At 39.9% G+C, this 19,651-nt stretch carries 16 protein-coding genes; 4 read left to right on the plus strand and 12 right to left on the minus strand.

Translation table 11 applies throughout. From position 1 onward, the window contains the following. Window position 1: 1 nt before the first annotated feature. The gene (locus tag AC07UV_RS01435; RefSeq protein WP_495182461.1) at window positions 2–1,597 is read left to right on the plus strand and encodes a RagB/SusD family nutrient uptake outer membrane protein; all 1,596 of its coding nucleotides are present in this window, start codon (window positions 2–4) and stop codon (window positions 1,595–1,597) included. 166 nt (window positions 1,598–1,763) lie between these two features. Here the strand turns inward: AC07UV_RS01435 and AC07UV_RS01440 are convergent, their stop codons facing one another. The 9 genes from AC07UV_RS01440 to AC07UV_RS01480 form a co-directional block, all read right to left on the minus strand. Continuing rightward, window positions 1,764–2,270 (minus strand): 4'-phosphopantetheinyl transferase family protein, encoded by a 507-nt coding sequence (locus tag AC07UV_RS01440; RefSeq protein ID WP_495182462.1) that lies wholly within the window; start codon window positions 2,268–2,270, stop codon window positions 1,764–1,766. Next, on the minus strand, window positions 2,267–2,521 hold the full coding sequence (locus AC07UV_RS01445) for an acyl carrier protein (RefSeq protein WP_495182463.1): 255 nt from the start codon (window positions 2,519–2,521) through the stop codon (window positions 2,267–2,269). Before AC07UV_RS01445 ends, AC07UV_RS01440 begins: the two co-directional genes overlap by 4 nt. Window positions 2,522–2,525: 4 nt before the next feature. After that, on the minus strand, window positions 2,526–3,797 hold the full coding sequence (locus tag AC07UV_RS01450) for a beta-ketoacyl-[acyl-carrier-protein] synthase family protein (RefSeq protein WP_495182464.1): 1,272 nt from the start codon (window positions 3,795–3,797) through the stop codon (window positions 2,526–2,528). Further along, complete coding sequence (locus AC07UV_RS01455) at window positions 3,794–4,231, minus strand: 3-hydroxyacyl-ACP dehydratase FabZ family protein (protein ID WP_495182465.1); 438 nt, start codon at window positions 4,229–4,231, stop codon at window positions 3,794–3,796. The genes AC07UV_RS01450 and AC07UV_RS01455 overlap by 4 nt, the downstream gene beginning before the upstream one ends. Before the next feature lie 17 nt (window positions 4,232–4,248). After that, window positions 4,249–5,301: a type III polyketide synthase gene (locus tag AC07UV_RS01460; RefSeq protein ID WP_495182466.1), complete on the minus strand. Its 1,053-nt coding sequence runs from the start codon at window positions 5,299–5,301 to the stop codon at window positions 4,249–4,251. Further along, window positions 5,298–6,011: a methyltransferase domain-containing protein gene (locus AC07UV_RS01465; protein ID WP_495182467.1), complete on the minus strand. Its 714-nt coding sequence runs from the start codon at window positions 6,009–6,011 to the stop codon at window positions 5,298–5,300. Before AC07UV_RS01465 ends, AC07UV_RS01460 begins: the two co-directional genes overlap by 4 nt. Further along, window positions 6,002–7,135, minus strand: coding sequence for an NAD(P)/FAD-dependent oxidoreductase (locus AC07UV_RS01470; RefSeq protein WP_495182468.1), 1,134 nt, complete (start codon window positions 7,133–7,135; stop codon window positions 6,002–6,004). Before AC07UV_RS01470 ends, AC07UV_RS01465 begins: the two co-directional genes overlap by 10 nt. 279 nt (window positions 7,136–7,414) lie before the next feature. Further along, window positions 7,415–9,067, minus strand: coding sequence for a carboxylesterase/lipase family protein (locus tag AC07UV_RS01475; RefSeq protein WP_495182469.1), 1,653 nt, complete (start codon window positions 9,065–9,067; stop codon window positions 7,415–7,417). A gap of 157 nt (window positions 9,068–9,224) precedes the next feature. Then, window positions 9,225–9,740: a hypothetical protein gene (locus tag AC07UV_RS01480; protein ID WP_495182470.1), complete on the minus strand. Its 516-nt coding sequence runs from the start codon at window positions 9,738–9,740 to the stop codon at window positions 9,225–9,227. Window positions 9,741–10,045: 305 nt separating this feature from the next. Between AC07UV_RS01480 and AC07UV_RS01485 the strand changes: the two genes are divergently transcribed. From AC07UV_RS01485 to AC07UV_RS01495, 3 genes are all read left to right on the plus strand, one after another. Beyond that, window positions 10,046–10,690 carry a DNA alkylation repair protein gene (locus AC07UV_RS01485; RefSeq protein WP_495182471.1) on the plus strand — a complete coding sequence of 215 codons (645 nt, stop codon included), beginning with the start codon at window positions 10,046–10,048 and terminating at the stop codon, window positions 10,688–10,690. Between the two features lie 408 nt (window positions 10,691–11,098). Then, window positions 11,099–11,335 (plus strand): hypothetical protein, encoded by a 237-nt coding sequence (locus AC07UV_RS01490; RefSeq protein WP_120257052.1) that lies wholly within the window; start codon window positions 11,099–11,101, stop codon window positions 11,333–11,335. A 293-nt stretch (window positions 11,336–11,628) separates the two neighbouring features. After that, window positions 11,629–12,696: a 2,3-butanediol dehydrogenase gene (locus tag AC07UV_RS01495; RefSeq protein ID WP_495182472.1), complete on the plus strand. Its 1,068-nt coding sequence runs from the start codon at window positions 11,629–11,631 to the stop codon at window positions 12,694–12,696. A gap of 132 nt (window positions 12,697–12,828) precedes the next feature. Here the strand turns inward: AC07UV_RS01495 and AC07UV_RS01500 are convergent, their stop codons facing one another. The 3 genes from AC07UV_RS01500 to AC07UV_RS01510 are packed head-to-tail and all read right to left on the minus strand — an operon-like array spanning window position 12,829 to window position 19,564. After that, complete coding sequence (locus AC07UV_RS01500; protein WP_495182473.1) at window positions 12,829–14,277, minus strand: arylsulfatase; 1,449 nt, start codon at window positions 14,275–14,277, stop codon at window positions 12,829–12,831. 20 nt (window positions 14,278–14,297) lie between these two features. Next, the gene (locus AC07UV_RS01505; RefSeq protein ID WP_495182474.1) at window positions 14,298–16,079 is read right to left on the minus strand and encodes a RagB/SusD family nutrient uptake outer membrane protein; all 1,782 of its coding nucleotides are present in this window, start codon (window positions 16,077–16,079) and stop codon (window positions 14,298–14,300) included. A gap of 23 nt (window positions 16,080–16,102) precedes the next feature. Further along, window positions 16,103–19,564, minus strand: coding sequence for a SusC/RagA family TonB-linked outer membrane protein (locus AC07UV_RS01510; protein WP_495182475.1), 3,462 nt, complete (start codon window positions 19,562–19,564; stop codon window positions 16,103–16,105). Window positions 19,565–19,651 lie beyond the last annotated feature (87 nt).

A 19,651-nucleotide genomic window follows, 5' to 3' on the forward strand; every position in this document is an offset into this window, starting at 1 on the left:
AATGAAAAAGAAAATTATTACCCTGATAATAGCATTGGCGACACTTAGTAGCTGCGAAAAATTTCTTGATAAACGAGATCCAACAGCAACTTCCTTTGATGAGTTTTTTAACACAGAGGAGGATCTACGTCGTGTGGTCTATAGCAGTTATTTGGATGCTTTTATGGGCCCTGGTGAACGTCGTCTCCTTTTTTACATGACCGAAGGTCGTTCGGACAATGCTTATGCCCGCATTGAGACAGACCACCACATGATCATTGCCAACGGCAATATGACCAGCAACTCTGCTTTAGCTGTTTATTACTGGAATTTACACAATCAGCATATAGGACGTATTAACACCTATTTGGCAAATGTTGATGTACCCTATGTCGAAAATGAATCTACAAGGCAAAGGTATAAAGCAATTCTTGAAGGTTTGCGCATCTGGCATTACTTCAGGATCACAGAATTTTGGGATAATGTCCCTTTTGTGCTTACACCTGTTAAACTGGAAGAGGCAACACCAGCTGTTACCCCTAAAGCCGAAATCCTCGACAAACTCTTTGAAATGAGTGAAGATGTCGCCAATAGACTTCCGGAAAATGAAGGTACTACAAATGCATATATGTTCAATAAATATTCCTTTAAAACATTGGTTATGCGCTATGCGCTCTATAATGGAAGGTACGAACTGGCGGCGAGGCTTGCTAAGGAAATAATGGATAGTGGAAAATATCAACTGCACCCTCAATACGCCAATCTATTTAATTATCAAGCAGATAAAACCAACAAAGAGTTTATTATCAAGTTCGATATGGAGAGTCATAACAACTCAGCAACGGCGTCATTTCAACATCTGGCACCACAATATCGAACCGGAAATGGACAATCTTATGTCGTTCCTCTAAAAGCACTCGTGGATAGTTATTGGACTTTACAGGGGCGACCAATTGACAACTGTCCATTACACAGCAAGCAAGCCTATGAGCTTAATCCAAAATTAAACCGCGATCCACGGTATGAAGCCAGTGTATTTGGTCATGGCGATCTCTTCAATAATGAAAAAATAGACATCTATGATTCCAAAAGCGCTTTTTACTACCAAAACCTACGCAGTAGTAGATCGGGATACTGGTTTAAGAAATTTGTGGACCAAGCCGATGCGTTCCGTACTGGTGGAAATATGCATTTTTCTTTAGCCCGCTATGCCGAAGTACTTTTAACCTATGCCGAAGCTAAGATTATGTTGAATGAAATAGATGAACTGGCTAAAAGTTGTATCAACCAAATTCGCAAAAGAGCCGGACTTGATATGAGCATTGCGGATGTCAATTTAGTTGCAAAATCGCAGCAGGAATGGATTGCGCTCATCCGCAACGAAAGAAGAATCGAATTTGCTGGCGAAGGATTACGCTATAGCGATATCTTGCGCTGGAAAACGGCAGAAACGGTACTTAATCAAGCAGCTCTCGGTCACATGCGTTTGAATGGTGCTGGACAGTCTGAGGTACTTAAAATTGAGGATCGAAAGTTCTTAAATCACCAATACCTATGGCCATTTCACGAAAGTAGTTTTCAGGTAGAACCTAACTTGGTGCAAAATCCGGGTTACTAATCCAATACAACAATATTCTTTTATCCGATAATGCAAAAGCGGCATGCCTTATGGAATGTCGCTTTTGCATTTTTATTTTTCTTTTGTTCAACACAACTTTTAATAGGAATAGCCTACCTAAGCGAAAAGAGAGACCTTTCCGAGCAATGCCAAGAAGTAGCTTACCTTATATGCGCAAAATAGCAACAACTTTTTCAAAACGACCATGATTGCTTACTGAAGCTGCAAATAGTTCTGTCCCCCCCTCTACAGCAACATATGGAATGCCAAAATGGTCTTTGACAATTTCATTTTTTTCGATTTCAATAACGTAGTCTAGAAGACTAAAAACGCTAACGGCTATGGAATGTACAAAATCAGGCGCAAGAATTGTTTCTGTATAGTAGATATTCCCTTCACAAAAAACCCGGCCATAAGCATTACTGATCGACTGCTGGAATATTGTACAAACCAGTTTTTTAGGCATATATTTCCGGATCTTGGTTTCTCTATTCCATATCTTATAAGCTGCCTCTTTCATACTCCATAAGAGCCATAGCGTAGTCTCGGGATCTGGACTACTTGCTATTAACAATTGCTCATTAGCACCAAATAATTTCGGAATAAATCCCCTACGTCGCCAATTACTGTCTTTGCGGGATTGCGCCAGATCGATGACGTCATTACCAATCATTTCATTTGAAGTTTGCTTTCTATAATATCAATAGCTGCCTTTACATTGAGCATACGTTCCATATCGGGATTGTCAATAACAATATCGAATTTCTCTTCAATATCCAATACTATATCAACCAGATTGGCAGAATTGATTTGGAGGTCGTGAATGAAATCAGTATTCTCGCTAAGGCTCCCAAAAGCGTCATCATTTGCAGTATATGGTGCTATGATAGGCCTTAATGCGTCAATTAGTTCTTCTCTGTTCATAGACTTAGTTATTAAATTTTTTAAATATTAGACAGGCATTTACATCGCCAAAGCCAAAACTGGCTTTGGCTACAATATTAGGTCTCAAGTAGGTTGTTTTCAGCGGCACTTTCAGCGGATCTATAAGAGCAGCGATGTCGGGATGTAGGTCATTACAGTTGCTATTACCGAACAAGAACCCTTCGTACAGTTGCAATACTGTAGCGACACTTTCAATACTACCTGCCGCGCTGAGGCAATGTCCGATCAAGCCTTTGAGCGAATTGATGTAAGGGAAGTTTTTCCCGTTACGTTCAAGCGCCTTAGTCCAATTTTCTATTTCGAGCGCGTCCTTGGCTGTTGCAGTAAGATGCCCATTGATGGCATCAATATCCATAGCAGAAATGCCAGCATTTTTAAGTGCATCGATGATGCATCGTTGCACAGCATCGCTATTAGGAGCTGTCATGCTCCCCATTCCACGCTGACCTCCTGAATTGACCTGGCCCCCAAGTAATTCTGCATATATCCTTACACCACGCGACAAGGCGCTTTCCAAATCTTCTAATAGTAAAGCCCCTGCTCCACTACCGGGGACAAACCCTCCGGCGGTTGCACTCATTGGCCGGGCCCCTTGTTGTGGATGCTCATTATATTGAGAGCTACAGACCCGCAGGGCATCGAAACCTGCCCAGATGTAAGGGCCACTATCTCCTGTACTTCCTGCTACCATCCGTTTTGCTCTTCCCGAACGAACGCGGTCATAGGCCATCAGAATGGCTTCCGTACCCGTAGCACAGGCTGATGAATTGGTTGTCACTTGATTTCCAAGTCCGAGTTTTCCCCCTAGGTATGCACTGACTCCACTGTTCATCGTCTGTGCCACTACTGTACTTCCTAGTCTCCGTGTTTGCAGATCGTCTACTTTATAAATGCTCTCACGAAATTTATCTATGCCGGAGGTACCTGAACCAAAAACAGTTCCACTATCCCAATCCGGTTCAGAAGAAACATCTATTGGTAGCTCTGCATCTGCCCATGCTTGCATACCAGCAATGACACCGTACAATATTCCGGTGCTATTAAATCCTCTCAGTTCCAAGTCGGTAAAATACTGTCTTTTGAGATCTTCAGATATCGCTGGCGTTCCTGCTATCTGGCAAGAGAATTGTAGCCTTTCCAGTAGTGGATCATGCATTATCCCCGAAAGTCCATTTTTTATGGCCGTTGAAAAGGCGGGTACTCCTACTCCGTTTGGGGCAACCACCCCTAGTCCAGTTATTACAACTCTATTCATAGCTCTCTCTTCATTATACCTGACAGGGTTCCTTTGCAAACCTCATATCCAGCTTCGTTTTTCAGTGTGACAGCGCACTTGAGCTTCCCGAACCTAAAATATATCTTATCCGAAAAAACGGTAACCTTTTCCTTAGGATACACCGGTTTTAAGAATTGTATTTCACTTGAGGTCAATGCCATCGCAATACCATTGTTTAAATCACTACCGAGCAAATAAATTCCAAAGCAGGCCAGCCCTATCTGAGCCATTACTTCGGTCAAAATAACACCCGGAGTAATTGGATTACCGCAAAAATGCCCTTTGTAAAAATCCAGATTTTCATTGAAAGTATAGTTTCCTATAATACCTTCTTCATCTACATGCACCAATTCATCCACAAATAAAAATGGCTCCCCATAAGGCAATTGCGCAATAATATCATTCAAATCCATCGACTTGTTTTTTAAGATTACCATTGTAATAAAACTCGCTGTGCTGAGAAACCGGGGCCAAAACTCAACATTAACCCTAGTTCTCCGGCCTGGGGCTCGTGTGCCATGATACGCTCGAGAACATAAAGAACTGTAGCACTTGACATATTGCCATACTGGGCCAGAACGGCCTTGGTATCTGTAATATCTTTGCCAAACTCGGCAAAAATATGCTCCATTGTTGCGACAATCTTTTTACCACCAGGATGAAAAATCATATATTTTATATCTTCAATTTCTAAACTATTCTCCTGTAAAAATGGATGTATGACTGCATCAAAATGCGATGCGATCATATTGGGAACCTCAACGTCCAATATCATCTGCATACCGCCATTTGTTAGCTTGAAACCCATAATGTCTTCAGTATTGTAAAAATGGTACATCTGTTGGTCGAGTATCACAGGGCCTCGATCTGCTTCATGAGATGAAAGTAAACAACAGGCGGCGCCATCTCCAAATATCGCAGCGCTAACTATATTGGACATTGAAAAGTCTGACAGCTGAAAGGTTGCTGTTGGTGCTTCGACGGCAATTACAGCTGCACGTTTTCCAGGATTGGCCTGCAAGAAATTTTTGGCGTAAATAATACCGGAAACTCCAGCAACACAACCCATTTCAGTAACTGGCAGCCTGACAATATCCTGCCGGAGTTTCATCCTATTGATAAGATATGCATCCAATGAGGGGATCATAATCCCTGTACAGCTGACGGTGATGATATAATCCAGAGATTGGGGGGTCCATCCTACCTTTTCGAGAGCCTTACGAAGTGCTTCCTCACCTAATACTATGGATTCCCGCATGTAAATATTATTTTTCTCCTCGAATGATGTTGCAGTAAAAACCTCATGCGGATCCATAATAGCATACCTTGTGTCGACAGCCGAACCCTCAAAAAGTTTCTTTACTTTTTTTATAAACCGGTGTTCCTGGCCCTTAAGCCATATATCCAATAGCGGAAGTATTTCAGCAGTTGTGCTGGAGTATTTGGGCAGTTGCTTGGCAACACTTGTTATTTTAATATTCATATATTGGAAATTATCCATTGGTAACGAAATGCCCATTTCCACTGGACCATATAGTTTTTTAAATGTAATTGTTTGCAGAACTCCTCAAGCTCATTTTTCTTAAAGCCACGTAATATTGAAATAAGTCCATCCTTCTTGGTCATATTGTTTAACTTAAAAACAACACAAATGGTTTGAAAAAGTCGATAGGCAATTTTGCTTCGCTGCAAATCGTTGATTACTATCCCTATGTTTGAAATTTTGACAAGGATATTTATTAGTTCTATAATCTGATCATTATCAAAATGATGTAATGTAAGAGTACATAGCGCAATGTCAAACTTTGCCATTTCAAAACTCTTATCGAATACATCGCCGCACAGGTATGAAATATTGGGATAATCTTTTGATAAAACTTGAGCATAGTTAACAGTGAATGGATTGGCATCTATTCCCACTATTTTAAGATCTATATTATTACTGTAACCATAGTCGCTCAACATACGTAACATCTCACCATTACCGCAGCCGATATCGACAATGGTTAGTGTGTTGGTTGTATCGGCTTTTAACAACAATGTCCGGACACCATTTAAAGTAATCTTGTTGCCCCCCAAAAAATGATTTATTCTCGATATTTCGTCCAAAGTAACGCGAAGTTCATCACCTTCAAGTGAAAAATCGTCCATAATTTCGTTTTTCTCAGTTCTAAACTTTGTATTTATTCCCATTTTATTTGCTTCATATTTCCGTGAGTTTGTTTGATTATCCATGTCAACCCTGGGGGAAAAATTGTGGCAAGCCACATTAAGACCCTAATACCAACTTCGTATCGTAGCACTTTTGCTAAAATCCTTCCGAAAAATAGGCGTCTCGCAAAGTTTTTTCGCCATTGGTTGATGTAACGTTTTTCCAGTCCTTCACGTGAGATTATTTTGCCAGCATAATAGTCCACAATAAGTTCGGAAGCTATTTTTGCACTGTGTATCGCCATCGCCATCCCATTACCGCAAAAGGGGTGGATCAGGCTCGCCGCATCGCCGACCATCAGGATATGATCTTCTATCACTGTTTTTTTTTCAAATGAAATCTGGCTAATGGTAAGCGGTTTATCAAAAAGTACCGTATTGCGTTCAAAAAAAAATTTAAGATGACTATTCGTAAACAAGACATGCTTCTGATGATCGACGACATTTTTATATTTTCTAAACGTCTCTACATCTGTCAGATAACATAAATTTATCGCATTATGCTCGATTTTTGAAATGCCGCAGTATCCTCCCGGAAAATTATGTAACGCAATTAGGCCATCCGGAAAATCACCTGAATAATGTGCTTTAACCGCCATCCATTTCGATGTCTTTTTCATGAAATCACGAGCTAAAATCTGATCGATATTGGCACGTTTTCCAAAAGCACCAAGCACAATCTTTGCTCTTAAAATCTGATCTTGAACCGAAACCTCAAATATATCGTCACTAAAAGATATTCCAGAAACGCTGGCTATCACAATCGTACATCCATTTGCTTTTGCTTTGTGGTATAAGAAATCGTCCAAACAATACCGGCTTACGCCGATACCGCCCAAGGGCAATTTGACCTGAGCCGATTTTCCATTTTGCGTCGTGAATTTAAGATGTTGAATATAGGTTGGATGCAATTCATTTATATTGGCGTTAAGCCAGCACAAATAGGGTACAATCTCATTAGAAAGATATTCTCCACACACTTTATGGTGAGGATAATTGTGCTTTTCGACTAATGTTACTTTTAATCCTTGTTTGGATAGATGAAGTGCACTCGTGAGCCCGGCAAGACCGCCACCTATAATTATCACATCAGGATTTACTGTCATACATCACAATTCGCTTTACATTGGTAATCTTTAACATATTATCTTCATAAGTCATTACAGTCTCCAATTGGTCACTCCCGTTTGATTCAAACAAAATAACGCCAAAAAATAAGCACAATCAGCAATGTAACTCACAAGCCTTATGATTAATCTGGTTTATGAAAAGTTTCTTTGATAACAGCGATGACCATAAATAGTTTTGATCTTGCGGCAAATAGAAAACCAAGAGCTTCCCCTCACCCTTGTATTTTTCATCAATCAGAGCTTTAACTGGATTGGCTATGGACTTTTTAGAAATCTTTGCTCCTTTTCGACAAATAAACCGTCAAGAAAAAGATACCTTTCTCTGAATTGCTCGGGAGATGCCTTTGCTTCAATAGCTATGTTAAGTATATTCATAAATTTATCTGTTGCTGTGGTTTTTGGCCACACAGCAAGGTCTCTCCCATTGGGATTACCGGTCTTAATAAAATTGATGAAGTAGCGCTGTCCCAGTAGTGAAGTTTTATAGTCATCCTTCGTCCAGTCAAAAACATCGTTGCTATTCAGGTTGCCCAATAGATATTCAATATCACTGGCATGGGATGCTCCTGGGAGGGCTGGTGGCAGATTCTCTTTGTCCGTATTGTCAGATTTTTTATTTATCCCACCAGCGAGCCCTGTCTCCACGTTGCTATAAGCTGCTTTCATCGGTGGCCGCGCTTTGCTAAATATGTAAACATAAACAGGTTGACCACTGTTTTTTCGTTGCAAATCGAGCCACTTCCAAGTACTGTAAACAATAAAATTATCACTGGCTAGTCCAGTCGCCGATTTGAGGACTTCACTTTCTGTTTTTCCGGGATACAATTTGAGCACTTCATCAGCTCCAGTGCCAAACTGTTCGCGTACTAACCTTTCGTAGTTGTCCGGTGATGGATAAGACTTGCCTGTGAAGGCGAGATAAGGAGCCTCTGTAGACGTCCAGCCCGCAAGTAGAGGAACTTTGGACTGCTCCCCTGCTTCAAATATTTCCAACGGTGATTTGGGGAGAAAATAACCATCTATGATCAGACGTGTCATAAAGGCGCCGGGCTCACTGGCCCGGTCAAGTAGTTCTGCGGCAGGAATTTCACGTAATTGGCTGAGATTGCCTGCATTGACTTTGGCCGCAAATGTAACACCTCGTTGTTCTTGCTCCCCAAGGGAAATAGTGCCATATCTTAAATTAAAAACACTTCCGCTCTGACCGATAGCACGCTTAAATAGCCCTTTAGAAAGCGGACTGCTCATCTGAGCAGAAACAGACATGCTTCCTGCAGATTCGCCACCTATGGTGACCTCATCAGGATTACCTCCAAAGGCAGCTATATTCTTTTTGACCCATTTTAATGCCGCATATTGATCCAGGAGACCATAGTTCCCTGATGCATTTTTTTGTGATTCTTGGGTTAGTTCCGGATGCGCAAAGAAACCAAAGATGCCCAAACGATAATTGACCGTAACGACAATAATGCCTGCTTTGGCAAAACTCTCTCCATCGTAACGATTTTCTGATCCATCACCGGCATTAAAGCCGCCACCATAAAAATAAACTAAAACAGGAAGTTTACCAGATCCCCCCGCCTTTGGTCGCCATATATTCAGGTAGAGGCAATCTTCACTTATACCCGGAGAACGAAATCTCATATCCCCATAGATCGGTTTCTGCATTGGTGAATTTCCAAAGCGATCTACCTTTCGAACCCCTGTCCAATGATCGGCAGGTTGTGGTTCTTTCCATCGCAAATTGCCAACCGGCGGTTTTGCAAAAGGGATCCCACGGAATGCCTGCACTCCGCTGGATAACGTAATTCCCTCCATTATCCCCTCCTCAACCTTTACTTGAGGCTGTTGGGCAAAAACAAATGATATAATCAGGAACGCTGTGACAGTAAAAAAAGTCTTTATCATAATAATGTCGCTTAGTTTATGCTTTAGTATTCATTCAGTTAAAATACTAAAATAAAATTAAACGAACAGGTTTTCAATATCTTACACAGGACTGCACCAATTAGATAAACTCTCGCTTGTAGGCATTTGTCAAATTACAAAATCAAATGCCTTTACCTTATCTCGCACCGTCATTCCATAATTTTTCAACAATTTCGTTTTGATTATATTCAAAATAATTGCCTTGTTTATCTTTTTGTCTTTGAAAAAGACAGCGGTCAAAAGTTGTAAAATTTAAGGTTAGAAAATCAATGAAATAATCATCAAGATGATAATGAAACTGCCCTTTCAAACTTTTATCATCCTCGTCCTGCATAACAAAAGTCTTTTGACGTCGCACAATTTCTACCAGTTCATCCTTTGTGATATGTTCAATAATTTTCGGAGCGGGAAGTGATATTCTGAATGCCAAAACTTCAGCGCCTTCTTCCTCCCACCATTCCCAAAGATTAAACTGAGACATATCTTTACCGGTCATTTCATGAAGCGTATTTTCAAGCTTTTGATATTCGGTATTATCTTCATCCCCGTTCTCTTCACAATAGTCAGAATATGCTAGAATGAGTTTTAGAACTTCCGGATAGCCTTTTTCCAATGTTTGAAAATCAGGTTCAATTTCTTTTCTTAATTCCATTATCCAAATGTAACATCAAAAGTAACTTCATCTTGTTGAACGGCCTCCGCACATCCTTAGCTTTATACCAAACAAGGTAGGTTCTTGTCTTTTGCTCAAAAAAGACGAGCTCAGCAAACAAAAATAGAATAATAATTTATACCGATTATATTTTATCATGTTATCGGCAGTTAAAAAATTAGTAAATTCACTATATAATAACGCTTGATCAGCACATAAATATAATAAGATGCACCTTACACTGGTGTCTTGACAATGAGTAAGCAAGGAAATGTCCTACATCTGTTATTTATCGGAAAACAATTATGGAACTATCATCGACAGCAGAAAATATTATCACGCAAATTAGCGACAAAAAGACCAAACTTGGTGACTTGCGTAAAATTGCTAACGTTATAAAAAAAGACCACGAACTAGCCATGGAACTGTGGTCTACTACACACTATCTTGCCCGACAATTGGCGATCTTACTGATGGACAAGAAATTACTTTCTAAAGAAATTATTGACAGGTTGGTCAGTGATATTGAACAACATCGGGAGGAGGAAAAACTGCAGCTGATTGATTGGCTTATGGCGAATCAACTTGCCAAAGACAAACGCACAATTGCATTAATGGAAAGTTGGGAAAATAGTACATCTCCCCTTCAAAGACGTACTTTTTGGTACCATCAAGCCCGATTGCGATGGGTGGGACAAACGCCGCCGCCCAATAGCGAGGAATTGCTTTCGAAGATTGAAACCCGAATTGAAAATGAAGTATCTGAAGTCCAGTGGGCGATGAATTTTACTGCTGCTCAAATCGGTATTTTTCAGGAGATTTTCAGAAAAAGATGTATCAATATCGGTGAGCAAACAGGGCTTTATAAAGACGAAATGGTGGCTAAAAATTGTACACCAAACTATTTACCAAAGTTCATCGCCATTCAGGTTGCAAAACTTAATAAATAAAATCACTGGATTTCTCATAAAGCTGTCCGGTAATATATCCCGGTGGCCAAAAATTGAGATCGCACAGCGGAAAATCTCAATTTGAGATATTAGCGGTAAAATGTCCGATTATTATTTTCCAAGGCAGCGGTGACAAGGCTGTTTATTATGGTTCCTCTACGAAACTTTCCAAACTGTTAAAAAGCTCAGATCGTTTCATCACATTAAACAATGAAGGGCATAATGACTTCTCGAAAAACAAAGTTTATCTGAAATGGATTAGCACGATATTAAGATCAAACCAACATGCGAAATAAATGACGATAATACCATTATTGGCTATAAATATTGACAGTCGCGAAAGGAATATGACAATTGACACCGAATTACCAATTACTCTTCCTACCTTTGTTTTCAAATTAAACACATATGCCAAAAGAAACAAAAGCGGGACTTTATCAGGGAACCATAGAAAAAGATGCCAATGGAAATTACTTTTGTGGCCCTTATCTATTGGATTATCAAATCGTAGAAGCTTATTTTAAATTAGGTGATCGGGTCAGCTTAAAAAGTATCATCAAAAATACCAGCCGTATGAGTATGGAAACTTATCCACAAAAATCAATTAAGTTTTCCTATGCTACTGAAAATCATGACAATGATTAAGATGAACTAAATCGTTCAATACTGAATACACTTCACCTGTTTTCATACCCCTTTTAAAACGGGACGTATGAAAACAGATGGATAATAAAGTATCAGCCCTGCAACATAGGGGTAAACGAAATTGACGATCAACTTTTAGAGATGATAAAATCCTGATAAACAATTTCGAATTATAAGATCTCCTCTATTAATTTTCGGCTAAAATGATCCATCTCATTTACGTTCGAGATATGGATCACGATGATCCCTAATCATTCTGCTTACCTTAGTTTATATTCAAAAAAGGAGATAATATGACGAATACAATGAAAGCCGCACGTTGGTATGCTGCAAAAGATATCAGAGTAGAATCAACAGAAATTCCTGAACCGAAGTCTGGTCAAGTTAAAATAGCTGTTCATTTCGCAGGAATCTGTGGATCTGATCTACATGAATATGTACACGGTCCCCAATTAATCCCAGTAGATCAACCTTATCCACTAAATGGGCATCAAGGAACCACTACATTAGGGCATGAGTTTTCAGGAGTAATAGATGCGATTGGTGAGGGCGTCCATCATTTAAAAGTAGGTGACCGTGTGGTCGTAGAACCGATTTTTAAAAACTTCGATAGTCCTTTTATCGCAAATGGTGCATATAATTTATCTGAACCTTTGGGATTTGTAGGCCTATCCAGCAATGGTGGATTTGCGCCGTATGTTGTCGTCGAAGACTATATGGTACACAAAATACCTGATAGCATGTCGTTCGAAAATGGGGCATTAGTGGAACCTGCAGCTGTAGCAGTTTATGCAGTACTCCAAAGTGGACTTAAAATCGGAGAAACGGTATTGGTCTCTGGAGCTGGTCCAATAGGTTTACTGTGCGTTCAGGCAGCACTTGCCGCAGGTGCAACAAAAGTTATTGTGACTGATATCGCTGACAAGCGTTTGGAGAAGGCTAAAGCCATCGGTGCTACCCATATCATCAATGCAAAAGAAGAAGGCTTAACACAAAAAATTAAGTCCATCACGGAGCTCGGAGTGGATGTATTTCTAGATTGCGCGGGTGTACAAGCCTCCTATACAACTGGAATTGATAGTTTAAAAAATGGTGGAACGGCTGTTTTAGTTGCACTTTTTGGCAAACCTGTAACTACCGATGCACTGGATCAAGTCTTGCGGGAAATCACCATTAAAGGTATTATCGCTTATCGCAATATCTTTCCACAAGTTATCGCGCTTATCGATAGTGGACGTATGCCCGTAGAAAAACTTGTAACACGCAAAATAAGCTTAGACAATATCGTTTCAGAAGGATTTGAAGCTCTGGTTAATGATCCCACTGAAGTCAAAATCTTAATTGATATACAGAAAAATTAACGCAGTCAGGATACAGACAATAATAAGCAACGTATCGAAAAAATAATGTGATCGCTATAAATATGGCCGCTTGGGACACTCAAGCGGCCATATTTATTCGGTTTGCCAAATCTTTTGTAAATGATTTACATTTTATTTGGTATTATTGGTCAACGGGAAGATAGCACTCTCCACATGCGCTTTCTCAATCAAGCGTTGCAATTCCTGTACTTTTTTCGGATTGCTATTCACAACATTGTTCTGTTCTTTTGGATCTTGTTTGAGATTGTACAGCTCTTTAATCGGAGTACCAGTAGTTACTTTCTGCAAAATGAGTTTCCAGTCACCTTTTCGTAAGGCCTGACGTCCACCATCTTCATGGAATTCCCAATAAAGATAATCATGTTGCTTTTGTTGTTTATTCCGTCCCAATAAAGTAGGAACAAAAGAAACCCCATCTGTATATCTGGGTTTATCCGCCTTAGCAAGTTCGACCATAGTCGGCATGATATCCCAAAAAGCACCCAAGTAGTTTGATGTCTTTCCTTCGGCTATTTTTCCAGGCCAATAGGCAATGAACGGGGTCCTGATACCTCCTTCATACAAATCGCGCTTATTTCCACGCAAACCTCCAGAACTATTGAAAAAATTAGGATCTGCTCCCCCTTCTTTATGCGAACCGTTGTCACTTGTAAATATGATTATGGTATTGTCAAGCAAGTTGTTTTGACGTAGTTTTTCTACGATCTGACCAACATAAGCATCCATACGACTTACCATGCTTGCATACATAGCATGCGGTTTCTCTACACCAGCATAACCCGGAACTGTTGCCTTTGGTCCGTAATCATTTCCTTTATGTGGTTTTTCATCAAATGAATTGGCATATTGCTGGTAATATTCATCTTCTGGACCAGAAAGTTCGGCATGGGGAAGCACAGTAGGTACAAAGAGAAAGAAAGGTTTGTCTTTATTCGCATCAATAAAGGCAAGAGTTTTCTCTTGGATCAATGCTGGTGCATATTGACCTTTGGCCAATAATCCATTACCATCAAGCTCAATCCGCTCTTTATTATGCCAAAGGTGAGTAGGGTAATAACGGTGGGATTGACGTTGACAATTGTAACCATAAAACTCGTCAAATCCTTTCTGATCTGGCGCTCCGGTAGTATTGACCATCCCTAGCCCCCATTTTCCGAAAGCTCCTGTCGCATAACCCGCCTTCTGCAACAACATAGCGATTGTCTGTACCGAATCTGCTAACGGTTGTTGTCCCTCTGGTTCGATTTCTTTATTTCCTCTTACATAGGTATGCCCAGTATGCTGTCCTGTCATTAGGGAAGAACGCGAAGGAGCACAGACAGAGGTACCAGCATAAAAGTTCTCAAACTTCATTCCCTTATTGGCTAGTGAATCAATATGCTTGGTTTCAATTTTTATCTGACCATATACACCAAGATCCCCATAACCGAGGTCATCCGCCATAATAAAAACAATATTGGGTCTTGTCGCCCTATTTTGAGCAAATGTGGCTCCTGAGATAACCAGTAAGAAAACAGCTACAGCTACCTTCTTATTATTAATAGATTTTAGTAGGTTCATGTATATCCAAAGTTAAGTAATTACCAACCTTCATTTTGTTTTAAATTTTTATTTTGTACAAGTTCCGAAGAAGGAAACGGGTATAAATAATAATACTCCGGAAATGGTGACGGCGCCTTACCTTCGTAAGAGATATACCCTTTTGTCGATCCATTTTCAACTGGGATAGGTGTATTGGCCGGAACGTCCACACCTTTAGTAATATATCGGCCCAATTTTGTCGCTACTGCATAATCCATTTTTCTCCATCTTCTGAGATCGTCGAATCGAAAACCTTCGCCCATCAATTCCACTGCCCGTTCCCTACGTATTTCCCAAAGGATGGCATTCACTGATTGATCGCGTGTAGGATCTTGTGGAATTGCTATTAACTGCAATGGCGCTACACCACCCCGTGCTCTCAATTTATTTATCGTTTGATCAATAATCTGCTGGCTGATTTCGTCTAATTCGTATTTTGCCTCTGCATACCCAACCAAAATTTCACCAAGTCTAAATATTGGTGCATCATTGATATCAACATTTTGGATTCGATTGATTTTATTGCTGAATTTATAGAAACGATAGCCCGTATAACTTACACTATAGGGCTGTCCATTTGTAAAATCTACATAATGGGGTTCTTCTTTCAATATCAGACCTTCCCAGTTCATCCATGGTAACGTTTTATGCTTATCGTCAGATAAAGTAGCCATTAAATCTATATATTCCCGATCATTTGGATTATCCGTATATTCCCATAGTAAATTTGTTTTCCCCATTTTTACTCTGTAAGGAGGTGGAATGGTATAGTATAAACGGGTATCCCGATTCCGAAATTCGTCGTAAGCACTTTGATCCCCATCAAATGCAGTACTTGTCCAGCGGGTTTGCCCATCTTTCATCAGATACATATCGACGGCTTTCTTGGTGAGATCCCAACGACCAGCTGAATTACGGGCTCTAGAGGCCAGACCATGTGTAATCTGATTCAATTCATACTGTTTGTAAAGAAATACTTCGTTGACATTAGCCAATGACTCGCTGTTAAAAAGCAAATCATAATTGTTTATCAACGGAATATTATTGACCAAAATCTTCTCCGCAGCCAAAGCTGATAGACGCAGGTATTTTTCAGCATCTTTAAGTTGTCGATATTTACGCCAAGTACCTTCACGCAAACCGAAGCGTGCGGTCAAGGCCAATACAACTTTACGGTTTATCGTATTAGGTCCATCACCGTTTTCTTTGATATTTTCTCCCGCATAGCTTAGCATTTCCAGAATATGAGCAGCGATTTCATCGCGGTCGCTCGGTGTACCATATAAGATTTCCTTATCGCCATCATCGATGGTATGTTCTACCCAGATCGCGCTGCCGAATTTGTTCAACAGGTCCATGTATTGGTAAGCTTTGAAAAAGTACCCGATACTGCGAATATGTTTTTTCTCAGGCTCAGACAATTGGTTGGCTTGATCAATATTATCCAAAAGAATATTAATGGAACGAATCTGTATAAATGGATCCTTATAATCTGCGCTCGTTGAAGGAACAACCATACGCTGCCAGATCCAGTCCGAAGTACTATTGGCTTGAGCAGTTGCAAATAAATCGCTGTTCACCTCCGAATCTGGAATAGAAACGTTGTATCCTGGGAAGGTACCATAAAACTGCCACGCATACGAAATAAAATTATTGTAATTAGTGAATGTGCTCTGTTCGGTTAAAGTCCCCTCGGGATCCAGATCCAGTAAATTGCTACAGCTGGATAAGGATGTGCTCAAACCAAGGAAAATGATATATTGGATAAATCTCTTTTTCATAATATTTTACGTTTTTCTAATGATTAAAAAGTAACATTGACACCAAAACTGTATTTTTTCAGGAATGGATAAATCCCTCCCGAACCGATGTCCTCTCCATCGGCTTCCATCCCTCTGGGCATGTGGTCGGCTTTAAATAGATTTTCACCCGACACAAAGAATTTGATGTTGTTGACCACTTTACTGCGTAAAATTTTATTGTCCACTGTATATCCTACCGTAATATTCCGTACACGCAGATAAGATGCATCTGAAAGATATTTCGTCTGCCGACGCCTATTGGCACTGGTATTTAATCCAGCATTTGCATATATTCTTGCATAGGTCGCATCCGTATTCTCCGGAGTCCAATAATCAAGATTGCCCTTGTAGAGCGTTCCAAACTGATTATTATAGGGCCACATCAGGAAATTATCTAACCAAATATCCCGCTTACCCACCCCCTGGATGAAAACGCTCAGATCAATATTTTTATAAGAAAAATTACTATTTAATCCAAATTGAAAACGTCTATTGCTGTTACCGATGATCTTCATATCGCCCGGATCGGATATCGTATTGGTGCCATTGAAAATAATACCATCTTGGTTCAGATCCGCGTATTTCATGTCACCGGGATTCTGCGCCACTCCCTTGAAAAAAGGTATACCTTCTTTAAGTTTGCCATTCATCAGATTAGCATCCAATGTATTAGGCTGAAAGTCGTCATTTGTATAATATCCATTACTTACATAGCCCCATATCTCACCAATTTCTTTCCCTTTGTAATAACCATCTATCAATCCCGCGCTATTATTGATCTTGGTAATGAATGCCCTATTGTCGGAAAGATTAAAGGTAAAAGAATATTTAAAGTCTTTGATTTTGTCCTTCCAGGAAAGTTCGAGCTCCCAGCCTTTCGATTCAAGGTCAGTCACATTTTGAAATGGTGGTGCAGATCCCAAAACTGCCGGTAAATCTGCTCCCTGATAAAGCATGCCAATTGTCTGACGTCTGAACCAATCAAAACTTCCATTCAGTTTACTGTTGAACAATGCAATATCGACACCTAGGTTTAAGGTGCGAACCTTTTCCCAGGAAAAAGTCGAACTGATTAAATTGGGCGGATTGATCGTCAGATAACGGACACCCGTATTAGGGTCTATCCAGTTGGCATTGCCCGTAGTCATCTGTGGAATTGTTGGGAAATAGACCTGATTTTTATCGGAACTCAATACTACTTGGTTGCCTATCTCTCCATAAGAAGCCCTAAATTTCAGCATTGGAATGCTGTTTTTAAGATGCTCCATGAAACCTTCCTCTGCGACGTTCCATCCCGCGGACACAGAAGGAAAAAATCCAAACCTACTATCTTTAAGGAAACGGGAAGAACCATCCAAGCGACCATTTAGCTCCAAAAGATAACGGTTTTTGTAATCATAGTTAATTCTTCCGAAATAACCCAACACAGCGTATTGACCGAAACTATCGGATGTATTTTGTGTCCCCGTACTTGTCCCCAATGAAGGCGAATTTGGGCTCAATATGCCGTACCTTGTGGCTGAAAAGGATTCGATATAACTTTTCTCATAATTTGTTCCTACCAGTACTTTCAGGTTATGATCTGCTATCGCACGACTATAGCTCGTATAAAAATTTAAGGCATTATAATCTGTTTGCGAATTTGACCGGGTATAAAAATCCTGATTAAATAGATATTCCGTATTGAAATTGTTCGGATTCATATACCTATTTCTATTCTGGGCATTTTTATTGTTTAGATTATTTTTGCTAAAGGTATACTCGGCGGTTATATTCCAGCCGGGTAAAGGATTATATTCCAATTTTCCAAAAAGCCTAAGATTTTCCTCATATCTACGTGCGGCATCCTCGTACCTAAGGTAATTGTTTGGAGTTCCATAGGGAATAGTTTTTCCATCGTTATCAACAGTTTCACCCGGATTGAGATAGGATCCGAATGTGAGAGCTCTGTAAAACATTTCGCCCATATTTGCTGGAGTCAGGCGATTATCCTTTTTATAAAATACATTGACACTTGCATTAAAATTCTTAAACAGTTCAGCATTCACAAAAGCATTAAAATTATACCTGCTGTAGCTGTCTTTTTTGGTAATCATAATGCCATCTTCATTGCTATACATACCGGATAGCCTATATGCTATCTTTTCGGAACCGCCCCGGATAGACAGATTGTGTAAATGCTCAAATCCTGTCTGGAACACTTCGTTATAGAGATCGTATTCTTTCAAAGGATATTTTGTATTGTTTATCTCGGCTATACCATCGGCATATTTAGAGGGATTGGTCTGATATTCCTTTAACAGTTCAAGCCAGGTATCCACATTTTGACCTGCCCAATTTGAACTGTTTCCGAAGTCTTTTAATGCCTGAACGAACTCCAAAGGAGTTGCCTTTTCCGGCAAAGTTGACGGCCGGCTCCAAGTTAGATTACTGGAGTAATTGATGCTGGTTGGTTGATTTCGAGTCCCCTTCTTGGTTGTGATGAGTATAACACCAAAAGCAGCTCTAGCACCATAAATTGAAGCCGCAGCCGCATCTTTTAATACAGTGACATTTAGAATATCTTTTGGGTTGACATCATCCATATTCATAGGTACATTATCCACCAAAACCAAAGGAGATCCACCATTAATTGAAGGTAAACCACGAATATTCAATTCGGTTGAAGTTCCCGGACGCCCCCCACCAAATGTCACTTGAAGCCCCGGTAATGCACCTTGTAAGGCTTGGGAACTACTCGTTACCGGCCTATCGCCCAATACCTTTTCCATATCAACGGAAGCCACAGATCCAGTAAGATTTGCCCTCTTCTGTGTACCATAACCAACGACAACAACTTCTTCTAAAGAGGTTAAATCTTCTTGTAAGGTAATCGCCATAAAAGATTGACTAACTGAAACTTCCTGACTTATAAAGCCGACATTACTAACGAGCAGTATTGCATTGGGGCCACTTACTCTGAGCATAAATTCGCCTTTGTCGTTGGTACTTGTACCGCGATCCTTGTCCTTTTCAACCAAGGTTACACCAGATAGCGGAAAGCCCTGACGATCCACAACTTTTCCTTTGATATCGAGGCCCTGTAGTGATTTACGATTAATGGTGATCACGTAAGTATTTTCACTTGTGTTTTCCATTCGAAGCTGAAATCTATTCAGCAATGGCGCCAAAGCATTGTTCCAATTTTGATTTTCAACTGAGATTAAAGGTAGGTTTTTATCATCTACAACATTGTCAAAATAGATGAATTTAACTTTGGTTTGCTTTTCAATCGTTTTTAACACAGTTTTAAGATCAGTATTCCTGATTTTTAAAGATACCTTCTCTTGAGCTTTGGTGCTTATTCCGAAAACCTTTACGGTAAATGCAAAAGTGAGCGCTAGCGTTAATTTTGTCATTAATGCATATTTAATGGTACTTGATTTTCGTGCAAAAAATACCTGACCATGTAAATTATTTTTCATAGTTTTAATTTGATTATGGAACCATAGAGTACATTATCTTTCTCAGGGACCTTGTACTCTTTATTTCATGAACTTAGAGGATACATC

It is taken from the genome of Sphingobacterium sp. GW821-FHT03E03 (assembly GCF_059420745.1).